Below are 19021 nucleotides of genomic sequence, written 5' to 3' on the forward strand. Positions count from 1 at the left end.
GTGGGCGTACGTCCTGGCGAAACGTTCTCGGCAACGGTCGCGTTATGACTGAATGACTCGTGTTGTCGCCGGTTCGCAATAGGGTGGACGGACGACGGCCGTGACCCCCGCCAACTAGAGTGGAGGCGGGGGATGTGACCCCAGGGCTTCATGGCAGGCTGACGCTCAGTCGACTGAAGCGCCGGTTAGCCGTAGAAAGCGGAGCAGGAAGTGAGGGAGCGATGTTCGAGAGGTTCACCGACCGCGCTCGGCGGGTCGTTGTCCTGGCCCAGGAAGAAGCCAGGATGCTCAACCACAACTACATCGGCACCGAGCACATCCTGCTGGGCCTGATTCACGAGGGTGAAGGTGTCGCGGCGAAGTCCCTGGAGTCCCTGGGCATTTCGCTGGAGGGTGTGCGTTCGCAGGTCGAGGAGATCATCGGCCAGGGACAGCAGGCGCCGTCGGGGCACATTCCGTTCACCCCGCGCGCCAAGAAGGTGCTGGAGCTGTCGCTGCGCGAGGCGCTGCAGCTCGGCCACAACTACATCGGCACCGAGCACATCCTGCTCGGCCTGATCCGCGAGGGTGAGGGCGTTGCGGCGCAGGTGCTGGTGAAGCTGGGCGCCGACCTCAACCGGGTGCGGCAGCAGGTCATCCAGTTGCTGTCGGGCTACCAGGGCAAGGAGCCGGTGGAGTCCGGCGCCCGCGGCGAGTCGGGCACCCCGTCCACCTCGCTGGTGCTCGACCAGTTCGGCCGCAACCTGACGCAGGCCGCGCTCGAGGGCAAGCTCGACCCGGTCATCGGCCGCTCGAAGGAGATCGAGCGCGTCATGCAGGTGCTCAGCCGCCGCACCAAGAACAACCCGGTGCTGATCGGCGAGCCCGGCGTCGGTAAGACCGCCGTGGTCGAGGGCCTGGCGCAGGCCATCGTCAACGGCGAGGTCCCCGAGACGCTCAAGGACAAGCAGCTCTACACCCTCGACCTGGGTTCCCTGGTCGCGGGCAGCCGCTACCGCGGTGATTTCGAGGAGCGTCTGAAGAAGGTGCTCAAGGAGATCAACACCCGCGGCGACATCATCCTGTTCATCGACGAGCTGCACACGCTGGTCGGGGCGGGCGCCGCCGAGGGCGCGATCGACGCGGCCTCCATCCTCAAGCCGAAGCTGGCCCGCGGTGAGCTGCAGACCATCGGCGCCACCACCCTCGACGAGTACCGCAAGTACATCGAGAAGGACGCCGCGCTGGAGCGCCGCTTCCAGCCGGTGCAGGTGGGCGAGCCGACGGTCGAGCACACCATCAACATCCTCAAGGGCCTGCGCGACCGGTACGAGGCGCACCACCGCGTCTCGATCACCGACGGTGCGCTGGTCGCGGCCGCGACGCTGGCCGATCGCTACATCAACGACCGGTTCCTGCCGGACAAGGCGATCGACCTGATCGACGAGGCCGGTGCGCGCATGCGCATCCGTCGCATGACCGCACCGCCGGACCTGCGCGAGTTCGACGACAAGATCGCCGACGCCCGCCGGGAGAAGGAAAGCGCGATCGACGCGCAGGACTTCGAGAAGGCCGCGCGCCTGCGCGACAAGGAGAAGCAGCTCGTCGCCAAGCGCGCCGAGCGCGAGAAGCAGTGGCGTTCCGGCGATCTGGACGTCGTGGCCGAGGTCGACGACGAGCAGATCGCGGAGGTGCTGGCCAACTGGACCGGTATCCCGGTGTTCAAGCTCACCGAGGAGGAGACCACCCGTCTGCTCCGCATGGAGGACGAGCTGCACAAGCGGATCATCGGCCAGGAGGACGCGGTCAAGGCCGTGTCGAAGGCCATCCGCCGCACGCGTGCGGGCCTGAAGGATCCGAAGCGTCCGTCCGGTTCGTTCATCTTCGCCGGTCCGTCCGGTGTCGGTAAGACCGAGCTGTCCAAGGCGCTGGCGAACTTCCTGTTCGGCGACGACGACGCGCTCATCCAGATCGACATGGGCGAGTTCCACGACCGCTTCACCGCCTCGCGGCTGTTCGGTGCCCCTCCGGGCTACGTCGGCTACGAGGAGGGCGGCCAGCTCACCGAGAAGGTGCGCCGCAAGCCGTTCTCGGTCGTGCTGTTCGACGAGATCGAGAAGGCCCACCAGGAGATCTACAACACCCTGCTGCAGGTCCTCGAGGACGGCCGCCTCACCGACGGCCAGGGTCGCACGGTCGACTTCAAGAACACCGTGCTGATCTTCACCTCGAACCTCGGCACCTCGGATATCTCCAAGGCCGTGGGTCTGGGCTTCACCCAGTCCAACAGCGAGGGCTCGAACTACGAGCGGATGAAGCTCAAGGTCAACGACGAGCTGAAGAAGCACTTCCGGCCCGAGTTCCTCAACCGCATCGACGACGTGATCGTGTTCCACCAGCTCACCACCGAGCAGATCGTGGAAATGGTGGATCTGATGATCGGCCGCGTCGGCGTGCAGCTGAAGAACAAGGACATGGAGATGGAGCTGACCGACCGGGCCAAGAGCCTGCTCGCCAAGCGCGGCTTCGACCCGGTGCTGGGTGCTCGCCCGCTGCGCCGGACCATCCAGCGCGAGATCGAGGACCAGCTGTCGGAGAAAATCCTGTTCGGCGAGCTGGGCGCGGGTCAGATCGTCGAGGTCGACGTCGAGAACTGGGACGGCGAGGGTGCCGGCGAGGACGCCAAGTTCACCTTCACCGGTAGGGCCAAGCCGCCGAAGCCGGTCGAGGAGGAGAAGGAGCCGGTCGAGGTGCTGGCCGGTGAGTCCGCGGCGGCGTCCGGGGAGTAAGTCCACCTGCAAAGCCCCGCTTCACCCGGGTTCGCCCGGGGTGAGCGGGGCTTTTGCAATTCCGCGGGGTGTAGGTAGCCGTGGCGGGCGATGGCGCGCGGACCGCGAAATTCGGTGGCGGCAGCATGGGCGGGTGATGCATCGTCGATCCGATCGACGACGAAAGGACCGCATGCTTACCGACGAACAGGTCGAGGCGTTCGTAGCGGACGGGTTCGTGAAGCTCGAGGGGGCGTTCCCCCGCACGGTGGCCGATGCCGGGCGGGAGATCCTGTGGCGGGCGACGGGATGCGATCCGGACGATCCGTCGACGTGGACGCAGCCGGTGCTCCGTCTCGGCGACCACGCGGAGCCGCCGTTCCGGCAGGCGGTGAACACCCCGGCGCTGCGGGATGCCTTCGATCAGCTGGTCGGGCCCGGGCGATGGTGGCCGCGGGGGAGCCTGGGGACCTTCCCGGTCCGATTCCCCAGCGGTGCCGAGCCCGGTGACGACGGCTGGCATGTCGACGCGAGTTTCGAAGGCGACGATCCGGCGAACTTCCTGACCTGGCGGCTCAACCTGTGGTCACGGGGGCGGGCGCTGCTGATGCTGTTCCTCTTCTCCGATGTGGACGAGGACGACGCACCGACCCGGATCCGCGTCGGATCGCATCTACGCCTGCCGCGCGTCCTGGAGCCCTACGGCGAACCGGGCGTCGCGATGGCTGAGCTGACCGACACGTATGCGGCCACGGCAGACCTCCCCGAGGCGACGGCCACCGGCGCCGCCGGGGATGTCTACCTGTGCCACCCTTTCCTCGTCCACGCCGCCCAGCCCAACCGCACCGGCCGCCCGAAATTCATGGCCCAGCCGCCGCTGCTGCTGCGCGAACCGTGCCTGCTGGAGCGCCCGGACGGCGCGTATTCGCCTGTGGAACAGGCGATTCGGCGCGGGCTCAGGAACGGGTGATCCAGTCGGCGCGGTACGGATATGAGACGGCGCTCGTGCGGTCTATCGCCGGGTCCGGCGCAGCACCTCCAGCCTGGTCAGGTACTGGTCCTCATCGATCTCGCCGCGCGCGAACGCCGACCGCAGGGTGCCGACGCCGCGGTCGCGCCACCGGGCCCGCCGGGAGACGAACACGAAGGCGATCACGGCCAGCCAGAACATGACGGGGAAGATCCAGAAGAACGGCCACGGGTGCCAGCCGTCGTTGTAGTGGTCTGCCAGGAAGGACATGGTCTCGGGACTCGCGTAGATGTTCATGGCTCCCAGCCTGTTCCGAATCGCCGCCGCTGACATCGGCGCGCGAGCGACAAACGGCATACGTCTGCGTGCGTAGTCCGGAGGGACTGCTCAACCGAACGACATCACGGCGCGGATCCCGCGGCGGCGGTAGTCCAGGGCGTCGTCACCGTCGTGCCGGATGTTCGGATAGACGCCCTGCGCCGTCATCGGGGCACCGACGGATTCGCCGAGCCGGGACGGGCCCGTGCCGACGCGCGTACGGTGGATGGCGCTCGTGCGAATCGAATCCGGGGGTGTACCGATGACCGATCCCGACCTGACCCTGATCGCGGTCCTGCTCGACCGCTCGGGCTCCATGCAGTCGATCAAGTCCGATACCGAGGGCGGTTTCGCGGCGTTCCTCGAGGAGCAGCGCGCGGTGCCGAAGCGGATCGAGGTGACGCTGGCCCAGTTCGACACCGAATACGAACAGCTGTACGCGAATCGTCCCCTCGCCGAGGTGCCGCCGCTGCACCTGCAGCCGCGCGGCATGACCGCGCTCTACGACGCCGTCGGACGGCTGGTCACCGAGGTCGGCGCGGACCTGGCGCAGCGTCCCGAGGACCGGCGGCCGGGCACCGTGATCGTCGTCGTACTCACCGACGGCCACGAGAATTCCAGCCGGGAGTGGTCGCATGCCGCGGTGAAGTCGCTGATCACCCAGCAGCAGGAGGTGTACAGCTGGAACTTCCTGTTCCTGGGCGCGAATATGGACGCCGTCGCGATCGGCACCGATATGGGGTTCGATCCACGGCAGGCCATCACCTACGCCGCCGCGCCCGGTGGGGTGGCCGGGGTGTTCCGCGCCGCGGCGGGCAATTCCGCGAGGCTGCAGTCCGGCGCCGGTGCACCGGTCGGATTCACCGAAGACGAACGGCAGCAGTCGAATCCGGGCGGATGATCCGCGGACCGGCTCCGGACCGTCCGGCTACTGCCAGCCCGGACGCACGAGCCCGGATTCGTAGGCCATCACCACCAGCTGGGTGCGGTCGCGGGCGTTGAGCTTCAACAGGATTCGGCTCACGTGGGTGCGGGCGGTAGCGGGGCTCAAAAACAGCCGCTCGGCGATCTCGGCATTCGTGAGGCCCTCGGCCACCAGCGCCATCACCTCGCGTTCGCGGTCGGTGAGCTCGGACAGTTCGGCCGTGGGCGCGGGCTTGGCGCGCGAGGCGAATTCGGAGACCAGGCGCCGGGTCACGCTGGGGGACAGCAGCGCATCGCCCGCGGCCACCACCCGCACCGCCTTCACCAGATCGGCCGGTTCGGTGTGCTTGACGAGGAAACCCGTTGCGCCCGAACGCATTGCCTCGAAGACGTACTCGTCGAGCTCGAAGGTGGTCAGCACCACCACCTTCACCGCGGCCAGGTCGGCATCGGCGGCGATCTCCCGCGTGGCGGCCAGCCCGTCGAGGACCGGCATCCGGATATCCATGAGCACCACATCCGGCCGCAGTTCCCGCGTCATCCGCACCGCCTGCTCGCCGTTGTCGGCCTCACCGACCACCGCGATCCCGTCCTGCGCATCCAACAGCGCCACGAACCCTCCGCGCACCAGCGCCTGATCGTCGGCCACCACCACCCGAATACTCATCGGACCTCCCGATCGAGGCGGGGGATCGGGAGGGCGGCGTGGACGCGGAAGCCGCCGTCGGGGCGGGGACCCGCCGTCAGCTCGCCGCCGAGGGCGTGGGCGCGTTCGATCATGCCGGGAATCCCGTTGCCGCCGGTTGTGGATGGCTGTGGAGATTTCGCGGGGTCGGCGTTGCCGTTTCTCATGGCGGGTGGGCAATTCTGCCCGGCTCCTATGTCGTCGATGGTCAGGCGCAGGGTGTCGGAGGAGAAGTCGACGGTGACAACGGCTTCGGCGCCGGGGGCGTGGCGCAGGACGTTGGTCAGCGACTCCTGCACGATGCGGGCGGCGGCGCCGTCGAGGACCGCGGGCAGGCGTTGTGGAGTGCCGCGAGTCTCGGTCCGCACCGTCAACCCGGCGGCGCGTGCCGGGCCGAGCAGCGCATCGAGATCGGTGACGCCGACGGCCGGAGTCGTCGGTACCGCAGCGGTTTCCGCGCCCGCGCGGATCGAGCGCAGCAGCGTGTGTACCTCGCCGAGGGCGTCGCGGCTGGTCTGTTTGATCGCCGCGAGCGAGGTGGCGGCCTGTTCGGGCTTGCGGTCCAGCAGCTCCAGCGCCACCGACGACTGCACGTTGATCACCGACAGGCTGTGCGCCAGCACGTCGTGCAGTTCGCGGGCGATGGCCAGGCGCTCCTCGGTGGCGCGCTGCTCGCGCTGCGCCAGCTCGCGGTCGCGCTCGGCCTGCTCGTTGCGGCGGGCGACCTCGGCCCGCTGCCGACGGGCCACCAGCACCGCCCGGCGCTGCCTGATGCCCTCGGCGACCGCGACCAGCACGCTCAACCACGCCAGCAGGCCGGCCACCTGCCAGCCGTTGGTCGAATACCCGCGCAGCGCGGGTATCGGCCACACCATCAGCAGGTACCCGAGCGGTAGCAGCGGGTAGGTGTACCAGCGCGACCCCTGGCTGGCCGCCGTGAGGAACGCGATCACGAGGGACAGGAAGATCGGCCCGTAGCCGTAGCCGATCAGCAGGTAGGCGGCCGTGACCGCCAGTATCCCGAAGAACACCGCCCGCGGACAGCGGCGGCGGAGCACCAGCAGTACCGGCCCGGCCACCAGCAGCAGGTAACCGAGCACGTCGAGACCGCGGGTTCCGCTCTGATGCAGATTCGCCGCGCTGCCGCCCGCCAGCTGCACCACGGCGACGATCACCGCCGGTAGCACATCCCGGACACCGGGCCACACCCTCGACTCCACACTCGAACCGTAGCGCCGCCGCACCGCGCACGGGAGCTACGCGCCGCGAATTACGTCCAGATACGTACGCCGGGTCACGCCGGGCGGCGGATGTGTCCGCCCTGGTCGCAGGCGGATTCTCAATGGCATGAACGATTCGGTAGTGACCGACGCCCTGACCAAGACCTACGGCACCCACACCGCCGTCGATGCCGTCGGTATGACGGTTCACGCGGGGGAGATCTACGGATTCCTCGGCCCGAACGGCGCTGGAAAGACCACGACGCTGCGCATGCTGGTCGGCCTGATCCGCCCCACCTCGGGCACGGCCACGGTGCTGGGCAGCGTCCCCGGCGCCCCGGAAACGCTTCGGCGCATCGGCGTTCTCATCGAGGGCCCGGGCTTCTACCCCTACCTGTCGGGCCGCGACAACCTGCGACTGCTGGCCCGCTACCGCGGCGTCGGGCGCGACGGCGTGGAGCAGGTTCTGGAGCGGGTGGGCCTGGCCGATCGGGCGCACGACAGGTTCCGCACCTATTCGCTGGGGATGAAGCAGCGGCTCGGCGTTGCCGCGGCGCTGCTGGGTGGCCCGGACCTGCTCATCCTCGACGAACCCACCAACGGGCTCGACCCGGCCGGGATGGCCGAGATGCGCGAACTCATCACCGGACTCGCCGCCGACGGGCACACCGTGGTGCTGTCGTCTCACCTGCTCAGCGAGGTGCAGGAGATCTGCGATCGCGTCGGCGTCATCTCGGGGGGCCGCCTGCTCACCGAATCGACGGTGAGCGAATTGCGCGGTGCGGCAACGCTTTTCCTGCGAGCCGAGCCGGTGGAGCTGGCCTTCCCCGCCGTCCGCCGGGTGGTGGGCGAACGATCCGCGTTGCTGACCGCCGCCGGTATCAGAGTCGATGCCGGTACGGCAATGGCGCCGACGGTGGCGCGCGCGGTGATCGAGGCCGGTGCGGATCTGCTGGAGCTGCGCATCGACGAGAAGTCGCTGGAGGAAGTGTTTTTCGAGATGACGAAACTGGAGGAAGCGGCATGATTGTCAGCGGCATGCGGGACGTATCGGCCTGCACGGCAGCGGAATTCGACCGATTTCGGAAATGGCCCGCCTTCTGGGTCGTGCTCGGCACCTGGATCCTGCTGAATCTCACCTTCGCGTATCTGTTCAACTACCTGGCCTACACCACGGGCGACACCTCGCGCATGTCCAACGGCCAGCCGCGCGAGGTATTGCTGCAGCTGATGCTGCCCGCCGCGGTGCCGGAGGTGTTCACCCAGGGCATGGCGATGTTCGGCGGTGCGCTGATGCTCGTGCTCGGCGCGATGGTGACCGGCAGCGGATACGGCTGGGGCAGTTGGAAAACCGTCCTCACCCAGGGGCCCGGGCGAGTGAGCGTGCTGGCGGGCACCGTGCTGGCGCTGGGCGCCGTGGTGGTCGGGCTGGTCTGCGCGGCGTTCGTGATCGACACCGGGGTGGCCGCGGTGATCGGCTCCGTGCAGCACGGGTCGCTGGCGCTGCCGTCGGCCGACCGGGCGCTGCTCGGAATCATCACGGGCACAGTCATTCTCGGGATGTGGACGCTGGCCGGTGCACTGGTCGGCACGATCGCGCGGGGGCCCGCGCTGGCCGTCGGCCTCGGCCTGGTCTGGGTGCTGGTGGTGGAGAATCTGCTGCGCGGCGTCGGCGCGATCTTCTCGCCGATCCAGGCCGTCACGGACTACCTGCCGGGTACGGCCGCCGGTTCGCTGGCCGGTGCGATGCGCACGGTAGGGGGCGCGGCGACGCCCGGTGTCCTCGACGTCCTGTCCCGCCCGGTGTCGTTCGCGGTACTCGGCGTCTACATCGCGGTATTCACCACCGCCACAGTGTGGTTGGTGCGCCGCCGCGATATGGTCTGAGCCACAACACAATACGCAGCCGCCGATGTCTCCCATCGGCGGCTACGTGCATTCAGCTGAGAATGCCGTGGGCCAGCCGTTCCAGTGCTGCTGTGATCTGGGCCGGGGTGAGTTTGCGGGAGCGTTGGCGGCGGTAGACCTCGGCGGCGAGCGGGGCCAGCAGGATGTCGATCAGCGAATCCGGTTCGGGCACTTCGGCTTCCGTCAGGAGGGCGCGGATGTGGGCGTGCCAGAATCCGTAGGCGCCCGTCGCGAAGCGGGCGCCACCGCTCTCGGCGCCCAGCACCAGCGACGAATGCGTTTCCAGGAGTTCGACCATCGCGGCGTAGAAGGCGGCCAGGCGCGCCCCCGGTGGGGCGCCGGGGCCGAGCGGTGGTGGGCCGCCGAGTAATTGCTCCTGCAGCGCGCGTTCGTGCTCGTCGAGCAGTGCGAGCGCGATCGAGGCGACATCGGGGTAGCGGCGGTACAGGGTCCCGCGCCCCACCCCGGCGGCCTTGGCGACGTCGTCCATCGTCACCGTGCGCGGGTCGCGGGTCGCGAACAGATCAGCCGCGGCGGCGCGGATCTTGGCCCGGTTGCGCGCGGCGTCGGCGCGCTCGGCGGGATCGCTGGGAGCCCGCGCGAACAGGTCGGATCCGGAGGTCATGTGCGCCACTGTAAGTCACCGGGAATAAGTGGACAACACGTCCGGTTGAGTCGGCCGTAAAGATTAAATGGACAGCGCGTCCACTTCTGTCGGAGCGTGCCGCCGCGGTGAGGAGTACCGAAATGAACTGGCTGATCCTGGTTTTGGCGAGCCTGATCGAGATCGCCTGGTCGCAGAGCATCAAGCCGACTCAGGGATTCACCAAACCGCTGCCGACCCTGGTCTGCTTCGTGCTGGCCGCCGCGGCGGTGTATCTGCTGTCGCGGGCGATGCAGACGCTTCCGGTCGGCACCGCCTACGCCGTCTTCACCGGCATCGGCGCGGTCGGCGCGATCGGGCTGGGGATCGTTGTGCACAAGGATCCGTTCAGCGCCGGACGGGCGCTGGCCCTGGCGATGATCGTCGGCGGCATCGTGCTGGCCCGCGTGACGAACCCGGAGTGAATACGGGCGGGCGGCCGAGCGGGTAGGTTCGGTCGGGACGGCAATCCATTCCGATGAATGAAAGGACAGTGATGCCAACACGTACCGCGCGCACCGCTTGGAGCGGGGGCCTGCAGGACGGTTCGGGCCAGGTCGAGCTGGCGAGCTCCGGCGTCGGCAAGTTCGATGTGTCGTTCCCGAAGCGGACCGCCGACACCGCCGATGGCACCACCAGCCCGGAGGAACTGATCGCCGCCGCGCATTCGTCGTGCTACGCCATGGCGCTGTCGGGCCAGATCGGCAATGCCGGCGGCACGGTGCGGAGCCTGGATGTCAGCGCCGATGTCACGCTGGGCCCGGATCCGGCGGGCGGCTTCCACATCAGCACCATCAAGCTGACCGTCCGCGGCAAGGTCGACGGGCTGGACGCCGCCGGTTTCCAGGCCGCCGCCGAGGGCGCCAAGACCGGCTGCCCGATCAGCAAGGCGCTGGCGGGCGTCGGCACCATCGAGCTGGATGCCGCGCTGGAGTCCTGAGCGGTAACGACGCGAGAGGGGCGGTGTCTGTGCACCGCCCCTCCGGCCGTCACATCAGGCGGCGACCGCGGCCTGCCTGCGGTCGGCGAACTCCGTGAGCGTCGCGAATGCCAACCCCAGTGCCGCCCACAGCGTGGCCGAGACCGCCAGCGACGACACCCGGAACTGCCACAGCAGAGTCGCCGGGAAGTCGTCGGTCACCTCGTTCACCCCGGGCAGTGCGATATAGCCGATCGCCGTCACGGCCACGAAGGCGGCCATCGCACCGGCGAACCGAACCGTGCCCAGCTGCGCGGACAGCAGGCGGTACACGAATACCGCGGCGCCGACCGCCGCCAGCCCGAGCAGGACCGCCGCCACCCACAGCAGGGTGCGCTCGTTGATCGTGTCCGGCTCGCCCACCGCGGGCGGATTGGCCGGGTACTTGAAGAACGGCACGGCGGTGATCGCGAGCCAGCCGCACAACCCCAGCGCCACAGCCAATTTCGGCCCCGGCAGGGTGGTGAAGCGACGCGCGTAGTGGGCCACGGCGGCGAAGATCGCGCCCAGCGCCAGCCCTGCCAGTCCGAGCGCGAGGAATTCGCCGAACTTCTGCCCGCCGCGGCTGACCAGCGGTTCCTCGGACTCGTCGTGGGAGTGGCCGCCCTCCGCGGCGCTCCCGGCCTCCTCGATGGCGATGGCCGACTCGACCTTCGGCTCGCCGAGGACGAACCCCACGGTGCCCGCCAGCAGTCCGGCGATGAGCCCGGCGAGCAGGCCGCGCAGCAGCAGGGTCTTCAGCGAACCGATCAGTGGCACGGCACGCCCAGCAGGTGTCGCCCGTCGTGCATCAGCTCGTGCAGGTACATCCCGCTGCGGGAGACCGCGCCCTGATCGAAACCGACCAGGTACAGGGTGAGCAGTGCCAACAGCACGACGCCTACCGTGACGAGTACGGTGGCGAGCGAATCGGTTGCGCGACCGGGGGTGTGCGCAATGGCCATGGTGGTCCTCCTTCGGGGATGGTCGCGTCCCCGCGAGCGGGTCTGGCAACGACGGTGCCGATGTCTGGCTCGCCGGCCGGGTGGGGCCGGATTACAGTGGCGCGACCGCCCCGGAATCTCACCGGGTTACCGCGTCACCGTCGCTAAGGTCACATGAACTGTGACACCCTGAGTTATGTGGCGTCAACTGCGCGATCGTCATTCGGCGGCCGTCCCCGGCTGCTGATCGGTGTCGGCGCGGCGATCGTGGCCGTGCTGGTGGTCGTCGCGATCGCGGTCGCGGTGCGCCCGGGGCCCGATGCCTCGTCGACGTCCTACCCCTGCCCCGCGGATCCCGCCTCGGTGGAACCGGCGTGGGCGCCGTCCTCGAATTCGTTCACCGCGGGCTTCGAGGCCCATCCGTTCGTCGGCAACGGTTACCTGGGCCTGCGAATACCGCCCGCCGGAACGGGTTACGTCGAGACCGGCGAGCGCACCGGCTGGCCGCTGTACACCCCGCGCTACGACGGGGCGTTCGTGGCCGGGCTGTACGGGCGCGAACCGGCGCTCGCCGACGGGCTGACGGTGGCGGCGGCACTGCCGAACTGGTCCACGCTGCAGGTCGGTGTCGGTGATGAGACCTTCTCTCCGGCAACGCCTTCCGCGCAGGTCTCGAACTTCCGGCAGACCCAGTTCCTGCGCTGCGGGATGGTGCGGACCGAACTGACCTGGACCACCCGCGACGGCCGCGCCACCGATCTGGCGTACGAGGTGTTCACCGATCGCACCGATCAGCATTCCGCCGCCGTGCATCTCACCGTCACGCCGCACTGGGACGGGCAGGTGACCGTCACCGATCTCATCGATTTCGCCGGTGCCCGTCGCATCGATCGAACCGGATTCTCGTCGCCGCAGCCCGGGACCGTGAATGCCGAATTCCGCACCCGGACAACGAATGTGGCCGGGAATGTGGCCTCGGTGCTGCGGGCGGGCGACGCCCCGGTGCGGGCGCAGGACGCCGGCCAGCAGGCGACCTCGGCCGTCACCTCCGGCAGGGCCTACGAGGTCACCAAATTCGTCGGTGTCGACACCGGCGTCACGGCCTCCGATCCCGGCCGATCAGCGACCGACGCCGCGCGCCGGGCCGCGGACCGGGGCTGGTCGAATCTGCTTGCCGCACAGGCGCAGGCGTGGCGCGGGCTGTGGGACTCCGATATCGAGGTCCCCGGCCGCCCGCAGGTGCAGCGCTGGATTCGCGGCGCGCTGTATTCGCTGTATTCGGCGACGAACCCGCGGCAGGACAACAGCCTGTCGCCCACCGGGCTCAGCAGCGACAACTACGCCGGTCTGGTCTTCTGGGATGCCGACATCTGGATGTACCCGGGGCTGCTGCAGTTACAGCCGGAGCTGGCGCGCTCGGTGATCGAATATCGCTACAAGACCCTGCCGGGCGCCCGCGAGAATGCCCGGCGCCTGGGCTATCCCGGCGCGTTCTATCCGTGGACCAGCGCGAGCACCGGCGACCTGTGGAGCGAATGCCACAGCTGGTCGCCGCCGCACTGCGTGACCCAGATCCACCTCCAGGGCGATGTGTCGCTGGCCGCGTGGCAGTACTACCTGGCCACCCGGGACGTCGGCTATCTGCGCGAACGCATCTGGCCGCTCATGTCGAACCTCGCCGAGTTCTGGGCGGCGCGGGCGACGCCGAATCCGGACGGCAGCTACTCGATCCGCAATGTCGCCGGGCCGGACGAGTACAGCAACGGCGTCGACGACGGCGTCTACACCAATGGCGTTGCCGCCCTGGCACTTCGGAACGCGGTCACGGCCGCGCGGATCATCGGCGCCCCCGCGCCACCGGAGTGGGCGACGGTCGCCGATCGGCTGCGCATGCCGTTCGACGCGCGCGAGGGCATCTTCCTGCAGTACGAGGGCTACCGCGGGTCGGAGATCAAGCAGGCCGATACGGTGCTGCTGCAGTACCCGCTGGAATGGCCGATGCCCCCGCAGGTGGCCGCGAAGACGCTGGACTACTACGCGGAGCGCACCGATCCGGATGGGCCCGCGATGACCGACTCGGTCCATCAGATCGATGCCGCCGCGAACGGTGAGCCGGGTTGTGCGGTGGGCACCTATCTCGATCGCTCGGCCCGGCCCTTCGCCCGCGAGCCGTTCGGGCAGTTCGCCGAGGCGCGCGGCGAGAAGGCGGGCGCCACCGATCCGCACGCCGGTGCCCCAGCGTTCTATTTCACAACGCTCGCAGGCGGTTTCGTGCAGGAGTTCACCAACGGTCTGGTGGGACTGCGGTTCCGCGAGGACCGGGTACGGCTGGATCCGTTGCTGCCGCCGCAGCTCGACGAGGGTGTCACCGTGCGCGGGTTGGATTGGCAGGGAAGGGTTTTCGATGTCGCGGTGGGGCCGCGGCACACCACGGTAACGCTCCGGTCCGGAGACCCGCTGCCCGTGGAGACCGCCGCGGGCATCCGCCGGATCGAATCGGGCGGCTCGCTCGAGCTACCGACGCGCCGACCCGACCTGGACCCCACGGCCGATGCCGCACAATGCAAGACCGCCACGGCCTCGAGCGAACAGCCCGGCGACTACGCCGAGGCGGCGGTCGACGGCGATACCGCCACCAGCTGGCTGCCCGCCGCCGACCCGGCCGAGCTGACCGTCGACCTGGGCGCGGTCGGTGCCGTCACCCGAGCGGTGCCGCAGTGGAACGGTCCCGCCCCGGCGTCGTCCGAGATCGCGATCTCCCGCGACAACCGGACCTGGACCACGGTGCCGCGCAACGACAACGGCGAGCTGACGACGCCGTCCTACGCCCGCTACGTTCGGATACGCCTCACCGGTACCGATATCGCCGCCGAGGCGGGCATCCGCGAATTCGACGTCACCACCGCGCCGGGGTAGCGGTCGATCCTGCGTTAGTCGGCGGACGCCTTCGCGGGCACGTCCAGGACGACCTCGAATTCCAGCAGGGATGCCCCGGTCGCCACCGGCTTACGCGCCTGACCGGCGTGCGCCTCCTTGGCCGGGCCGTCCCGCCACGCGGCGAACGACTCCTCCGAATCCCAGTGCGTGACAACGAAGTACCGATCCTCGCCCGCGACCGGCCGCAGCAGCTGGAAACCGAGGAAGCCGGGGGAGTTCTCCACCGCGTGGGCCCGAGCGGCGAACCGCTTCTCCAGTTCGGGGCCCGCGCCCTCGGGAATCTCGATCGCATTGATCTTCACAACAGCCATGCGCACCAGGTTAGCCCCGGTCCCGAGTCGGCCCGAGGGCACGACCGGCGCGGCCGTATCGTCGGGAGCGATACCTGTATGACGAGGGGGCCACCGGCGTGCCGATATCGTCGGGAGCGATGCTGTACGACGAGGGCGGCACCGGTGTGCCGATGCTGTTGCTGCACGGGCTGATGGGCAGTGCGCGGACCTGGCGCGCGCACCTGGACTGGCTGCGCGAACTCGGGCACGTGTACACCTTCGATGCCGCGGGGCACGGGCGTCCGGCGCCGGAGGAACTGACCACCGAGGCATTCGTCGCAGATCTCGCGGCGGCGACGGCGGCCATCGCCGAGCCGATGGTGGTGATCGGTCATTCGATGGGCGGCCTGCACGGCTGGGTGTTCGCGGCCGAGTACCCCGACCGGGTGCGGGCGCTGGTGGTCGAGGACATCGCGCCGGACTTCCGCGGCCGCACCGCCCGCGACTGGGCGGCCATGATCGAGGCCTGGCCGCAACCGTTCCCGGACGCCGACGCGATGCTGGATTTCTTCGGCCCCGTCGCCGGGCGGTACTTCCTGGAGTCGTTCGACCACGGTCCGGACGGCTACCGCCTGCACGGCGATGTGACGACCTTCCGCGATATCTCCGAGGAGTGGGGCACCCGCGACTTCTGGAAGCAGTGGCGCGCGGTGCGGGCACCCGCGCTGCTGTTCGAGGGCGAGCACACCATCACCCCTCCGGGCCAGATGCGCGAGATGGCGCGGGTGCATCCGAACGCCCGCCATGTGCTGGTCGAGCAGGCGGGCCATCTGGTGCACGACGATCAGCCCACCACCTACCGCACCGAGGTCGAGCGCTTCCTCCACGAAGTGCTCCCCTGAGGTGGGGCGCGCTTGTCGGTGAACTGTTATTCCTCGAGTACTGGGCGGCAAGGGCCTTGATTACCTGCGGTGATAGATGAGTAAGTGAGCCGGGCGTTGGATTGACGGCGGTCGCCTTCAGTCTTGGGACCGGCCCGTCGTATGCTCGTCGCACGCCCCCGAACGAAGGTGACCACACGATGATCGACTTCTCGATTCCCGCCGACCTCGCCGCCGAACGCGACCGGGTTCGCCAGTTCGTCATCGACAAGATCGTTCCCTACGAGCGCGACCCCCGGCTGACCGCGCACGGCCCGAACGACGAACTGCGGCAGGAACTCGTCGAGCTGGCCCGCGCGGAGAAACTGCTGACCGTCCAGGCTCCGGTGGAGCTCGGCGGGCGCGGGCTGTCACATATCGAGCAGGCCGTGCTGTACGAGGCGGCCGGGTGGTCCACCCTCGGCCCGGTCGCGATGAACTGCGCCGCCCCCGACGAGGGCAATATGTTCCTGCTCTCCAAGGTCGCGAACTCCGAGCAGACCGACCGCTTCCTGATGCCGGTGATCAACGGCCACCAGCGCTCGGTGTTCGCGATGACCGAGCCCGGCGGCGCCGGTTCCGACCCGGGCCAGCTCGCCACCACCGCCGCCTTCGACGGCGACAACTTCACGATCAACGGCCGCAAGTGGCTCATCACCGGCGCCGACGGGGCCAAGACGTGGATCATCATGGCGCGGCTGGAGGCCAATCCGCACCTGCCGGAGGGCCCGACCCTGTTCCTCGCCGAGGGCGGCACCCCCGGCATCGTCATCGAACGGACCATGAACACCATGGACCGCAACTACGTCGGTGGCCACGGCGTGGTGCGCTTCGAGAATCTGGTGCTGCCCAAGGATTCGGTGCTCGGTGAGACCGGCCAGGCGATGCGGTACGCGCAGCTGCGCCTGGCCCCCGCCCGGCTCACCCACTGCATGCGCTGGCTCGGCGCCGCGGAACGGGCGCAGAGCATCGCCGTCGACTACGCCAAGACCCGCACCGCCTTCGGTAAGCCGATCGGCGAGCACGAGGGCGTGTCGTTCATGCTGGCCGACAACGAGGTCGCGCTGCACCAGTGCCGCCTGACCATCTGGCACGCCTGCTGGCTGATGGACCAGGGCCACAAGGCCCGCCACGAGAGCTCGATGGCCAAGTCGTACGTGTCCGAGGAGCTGTTCAAGGTGACCGACCGCTGCGTCCAGGTCCTCGGCGGCATCGGGATCAGCGACGAGACGGTGGTCGAGATGATCTTCCGCGATATGCGCGCCTTCCGCCTCTACGACGGGCCCACCGAGGTCCACAAGTGGGCGATCGGCCGCCGCGTGCTGCGATAGATTCGGCGTGCGGGTAGCGGCAACGGAACTAGGATCTTCTCGTATGAGTTCGGAACTGCACGTCGATGTCTCCGCCGGAGTCGCCGTGCTCACGCTCAACCGTCCCGCCCAGCAGAACGCCTTCACACCGACGATGGCCACCGAACTCGGCACGGCGCTGCGGCGCTGCGACACCGAGGACGCTATTCGCGCGGTGGTCGTCACCGGAACGCCGCCCGCCTTCTGCGCCGGTGCGGATCTGTCCATTCGGGTCGGCGACGTCACGGGCACCATCGACCCGCCGCCGTGGCGGATCCGCAAACCGGTGATCGCCGCGGTCAACGGGCATGCGGTCGGGATCGGGCTGGCGCTCGCGCTGCAGTGCGATCTGCGCTACATGGCCCGCGACGCCGTGTACGGGCTCAATCAGGTGCGGCGCGCGGTCGTCGCCGACGGCTACGCGCACTGGACGCTGCCGCGGCTGGTCGGCATGGCCAACGCCGCCGACATCATGCTCACCGGCCGCACCTTCGACGGTGACGAGGCCAAGGCGATGGGCCTGGCCAACAGCTGCCTGACCGCCGGCGAGGTGCTGCCGACCGCGCTCGCGGTCGCGCACGACATCGCCGGTGGGTCGGCCCCGCTGCCGGTCGCGCTGTCCAAGCGTCTGCTGTGGGAGGGCCTGGGGATGAGCGCGGAGGCGGTCGGCAAGCTGGAGGCCGATCTGAACACCTACGCCGCGCAGAGCGTCGACGGCGGCGAGGGCATGGCGGCCCTGCGCGACCGGCGCCAGCCGAAGTGGACCGGCAGCGTCAGCGCCGAATGGCCCGCCTGGGGCGTGCCGATCGAGCCGGAACGGCCCGGCCTGGACTGATCCGCCCCGCGGTCAGGCGTTCCCCCCGATCAGCATGAGCAGGAACAGGATGCCGACCAGCACCATCAAGACGGTGCCGACGATGCCGAGGATGTAGCCGACCAGCACCTGCATGCGGCCGCCGATCGCACCCCCGGAGACCTCGATCTGGTCCAGCGCCCGCTTGCCCATCGTCCACGCCACCGGACCCAATGCGCCGCAACAGAATATGCTCAGCGCCCCGAGCAGCAGGATCGTTGTCGCATGTGGGTGCTCGACCGGGTTCCCGATCTGCTGCTGCTCGAGCCAGTAGTACGGGGGCTGGTTCATGGCCACCGATCAAGTCTATGGGGACAGGCCGCGCGAAAGCGCGCTGACGCGCAAGGTTCCGGTCAAACTCGGCGCTGCCGGGCGATATCGGCCAGCACCACGCCCGCCGCCACGGACGCGTTGAGCGATTCCACCGGGCCCGCCATCGGGATGCTGAGGATGCTGTCGCAGGTGTCGCGCACCAGGCGGGACAGGCCCTTGCCCTCGGAACCGACCACCACGACAGTCGGTGCGGTGCCGTCGAATTCGTCCAGCGTGGTGTCGCCCCCGGCGTCGAGGCCGACGACCTGCAGTCCGGCGTTGGCGTAATCCTTCAGTGTGCGAGTCAGATTGGTGGCGCGGGCCACGGGCAGCCGGGCGGCGGCCCCCGCACTGGTGCGCCACGCGACCGCCGTGACGCTGGCGCTGCGGCGTTGCGGGATCACCACGCCGTGCCCGCCGAAGGCCGCCACCGAGCGGATCACCGCGCCGAGGTTGCGCGGGTCGGAGATGTTGTCCAGGGCCACCAGCAGCGCCGGTGCCGCCGAACCGCGGGCGGCCTCGAGCAGATCGTCGGGATGGGCGTAGCGGTACGGCGGGACCTGCAGCGCCATGCCCTGGTGCAGCCCGTTGCTGCTCATCTTGTCCAGGTCGGTGCGCGGGACCTCGAGGATCGAGATCCCGGCATCCGCCGCGTATTTCACGGATTCGGTGAGCCGCTCGTCGTTCTCGGTGCCGACCGCGACGTACAGCGCGGTCGCGGGCACCCCGGCGCGCAGGCACTCCACCACGGGGTTGCGGCCCAGCACCAGTTCCGGACCGCCGTCGCCCTTGCGCGTGCTGGGCCGGTTCGCGGGGCGGCCCTTCGCCGGGGCGGCCTTGGCCGCGGCCGCCGCCCGCTTGGCCGCCGGGTGGTACTTGCGCATATGCGCGGGCGGGGTGGCGCCCCGGCCCTCCAGGCCGCGGCGGCGCTGACCGCCGGAGCCGACCGTCTGGCCCTTCTTGGTGCCGCCCTTGCGGATCGCGCCCCGCCGCTGCGAATTGCCTGCCATCAGTACGCCTTCCGAGTCATAGGGGACACCCGTGCGCGAGGACACGTGCAC

At 69.4% G+C, this 19021-nt stretch carries 20 protein-coding genes and 1 riboswitch; of the genes, 11 read left to right on the plus strand and 9 right to left on the minus strand.

All coding sequences use genetic code 11. From position 1 onward, the window contains the following. The first annotated feature begins 221 nt into the window (after positions 1 to 221). Together QH290_RS34850 and QH290_RS34855 are read left to right on the plus strand one after the other, a co-directional pair. Entirely contained in the window at positions 222 to 2768 is a 2547-nt protein-coding gene (locus QH290_RS34850; RefSeq protein WP_280269437.1) for an ATP-dependent Clp protease ATP-binding subunit, read from the plus strand. 172 nt (positions 2769 to 2940) lie between these two features. Next, positions 2941 to 3717 (plus strand): phytanoyl-CoA dioxygenase family protein, encoded by a 777-nt coding sequence (locus QH290_RS34855; RefSeq protein WP_280269436.1) that lies wholly within the window; start codon positions 2941 to 2943, stop codon positions 3715 to 3717. A 42-nt stretch (positions 3718 to 3759) separates the two neighbouring features. Here QH290_RS34855 and QH290_RS34860 read toward each other — a convergent pair whose 3' ends face one another. After that, complete coding sequence (locus tag QH290_RS34860; protein ID WP_280269435.1) at positions 3760 to 4014, minus strand: SHOCT domain-containing protein; 255 nt, start codon at positions 4012 to 4014, stop codon at positions 3760 to 3762. A gap of 283 nt (positions 4015 to 4297) precedes the next feature. On the opposite strand from QH290_RS34860, the gene QH290_RS34865 reads away from it, so the two are divergent. Continuing rightward, positions 4298 to 4936: a vWA domain-containing protein gene (locus tag QH290_RS34865; RefSeq protein ID WP_280269434.1), complete on the plus strand. Its 639-nt coding sequence runs from the start codon at positions 4298 to 4300 to the stop codon at positions 4934 to 4936. 27 nt (positions 4937 to 4963) lie between these two features. Here QH290_RS34865 and QH290_RS34870 read toward each other — a convergent pair whose 3' ends face one another. Next, complete coding sequence (locus QH290_RS34870) at positions 4964 to 5626, minus strand: response regulator (RefSeq protein WP_280269433.1); 663 nt, start codon at positions 5624 to 5626, stop codon at positions 4964 to 4966. Beyond that, positions 5623 to 6864, minus strand: a complete 1242-nt coding sequence (locus QH290_RS34875; protein ID WP_280387602.1) for a sensor histidine kinase — start codon at positions 6862 to 6864, stop codon at positions 5623 to 5625. Before QH290_RS34875 ends, QH290_RS34870 begins: the two co-directional genes overlap by 4 nt. Before the next feature lie 127 nt (positions 6865 to 6991). Here QH290_RS34875 and QH290_RS34880 point away from each other — a divergent pair, with 127 nt between their 5' ends. Both QH290_RS34880 and QH290_RS34885 read left to right on the plus strand, forming a co-directional pair. Further along, a complete protein-coding gene (locus tag QH290_RS34880) occupies positions 6992 to 7891 on the plus strand; it encodes an ABC transporter ATP-binding protein (RefSeq protein WP_280387604.1) in 900 nt (299 codons plus the stop codon). Further along, positions 7888 to 8751: an ABC-2 transporter permease gene (locus QH290_RS34885; protein WP_280269430.1), complete on the plus strand. Its 864-nt coding sequence runs from the start codon at positions 7888 to 7890 to the stop codon at positions 8749 to 8751. The genes QH290_RS34880 and QH290_RS34885 overlap by 4 nt, the downstream gene beginning before the upstream one ends. Before the next feature lie 52 nt (positions 8752 to 8803). On the opposite strand, the gene QH290_RS34890 is transcribed toward QH290_RS34885, so the two are convergent. Further along, positions 8804 to 9397 carry a TetR/AcrR family transcriptional regulator gene (locus QH290_RS34890; protein ID WP_280269429.1) on the minus strand — a complete coding sequence of 198 codons (594 nt, stop codon included), beginning with the start codon at positions 9395 to 9397 and terminating at the stop codon, positions 8804 to 8806. A gap of 122 nt (positions 9398 to 9519) precedes the next feature. Here QH290_RS34890 and QH290_RS34895 point away from each other — a divergent pair, with 122 nt between their 5' ends. Then, on the plus strand, positions 9520 to 9840 hold the full coding sequence (locus QH290_RS34895; protein WP_280269428.1) for a DMT family transporter: 321 nt from the start codon (positions 9520 to 9522) through the stop codon (positions 9838 to 9840). A gap of 71 nt (positions 9841 to 9911) precedes the next feature. Further along, complete coding sequence (locus tag QH290_RS34900) at positions 9912 to 10355, plus strand: OsmC family peroxiredoxin (RefSeq protein WP_280269427.1); 444 nt, start codon at positions 9912 to 9914, stop codon at positions 10353 to 10355. 54 nt (positions 10356 to 10409) lie between these two features. On the opposite strand, the gene QH290_RS34905 is transcribed toward QH290_RS34900, so the two are convergent. Both QH290_RS34905 and QH290_RS34910 read right to left on the minus strand, forming a co-directional pair. Further along, positions 10410 to 11153: a CbtA family protein gene (locus QH290_RS34905; protein WP_280387606.1), complete on the minus strand. Its 744-nt coding sequence runs from the start codon at positions 11151 to 11153 to the stop codon at positions 10410 to 10412. Further along, positions 11144 to 11338 (minus strand): CbtB domain-containing protein, encoded by a 195-nt coding sequence (locus tag QH290_RS34910; RefSeq protein ID WP_280269425.1) that lies wholly within the window; start codon positions 11336 to 11338, stop codon positions 11144 to 11146. The genes QH290_RS34905 and QH290_RS34910 overlap by 10 nt, the downstream gene beginning before the upstream one ends. 38 nt (positions 11339 to 11376) lie before the next feature. Further along, positions 11377 to 11510, minus strand: a riboswitch (cobalamin riboswitch). Between the two features lie 5 nt (positions 11511 to 11515). On the opposite strand from QH290_RS34910, the gene QH290_RS34915 reads away from it, so the two are divergent. After that, positions 11516 to 14233 (plus strand): discoidin domain-containing protein, encoded by a 2718-nt coding sequence (locus QH290_RS34915; protein ID WP_280387608.1) that lies wholly within the window; start codon positions 11516 to 11518, stop codon positions 14231 to 14233. Positions 14234 to 14247: 14 nt separating this feature from the next. Here QH290_RS34915 and mhuD read toward each other — a convergent pair whose 3' ends face one another. Beyond that, entirely contained in the window at positions 14248 to 14565 is a 318-nt protein-coding gene (mhuD, locus tag QH290_RS34920; RefSeq protein WP_280269423.1) for a mycobilin-forming heme oxygenase MhuD, read from the minus strand. Between the two features lie 119 nt (positions 14566 to 14684). On the opposite strand from mhuD, the gene QH290_RS34925 reads away from it, so the two are divergent. From QH290_RS34925 to QH290_RS34935, 3 genes are all read left to right on the plus strand, one after another. After that, a complete protein-coding gene (locus QH290_RS34925) occupies positions 14685 to 15428 on the plus strand; it encodes an alpha/beta fold hydrolase (RefSeq protein ID WP_280387610.1) in 744 nt (247 codons plus the stop codon). A 179-nt stretch (positions 15429 to 15607) separates the two neighbouring features. Next, positions 15608 to 16777, plus strand: a complete 1170-nt coding sequence (locus QH290_RS34930) for an acyl-CoA dehydrogenase family protein (RefSeq protein WP_280387613.1) — start codon at positions 15608 to 15610, stop codon at positions 16775 to 16777. Positions 16778 to 16820: 43 nt separating this feature from the next. Further along, positions 16821 to 17630, plus strand: coding sequence for an enoyl-CoA hydratase/isomerase family protein (locus QH290_RS34935; RefSeq protein WP_280269420.1), 810 nt, complete (start codon positions 16821 to 16823; stop codon positions 17628 to 17630). A 12-nt stretch (positions 17631 to 17642) separates the two neighbouring features. Here QH290_RS34935 and QH290_RS34940 read toward each other — a convergent pair whose 3' ends face one another. After that, positions 17643 to 17939, minus strand: coding sequence for a DUF4190 domain-containing protein (locus QH290_RS34940; protein ID WP_280269465.1), 297 nt, complete (start codon positions 17937 to 17939; stop codon positions 17643 to 17645). Positions 17940 to 18001: 62 nt separating this feature from the next. After that, positions 18002 to 18970, minus strand: coding sequence for a 23S rRNA (guanosine(2251)-2'-O)-methyltransferase RlmB (gene rlmB / locus QH290_RS34945; protein WP_280269419.1), 969 nt, complete (start codon positions 18968 to 18970; stop codon positions 18002 to 18004). Between the last annotated feature and the right edge of the window lie 51 nt (positions 18971 to 19021).

It is taken from the genome of Nocardia wallacei, assembly GCF_029869545.1.
Lineage (GTDB): Bacteria > Actinomycetota > Actinomycetes > Mycobacteriales > Mycobacteriaceae > Nocardia > Nocardia wallacei_A.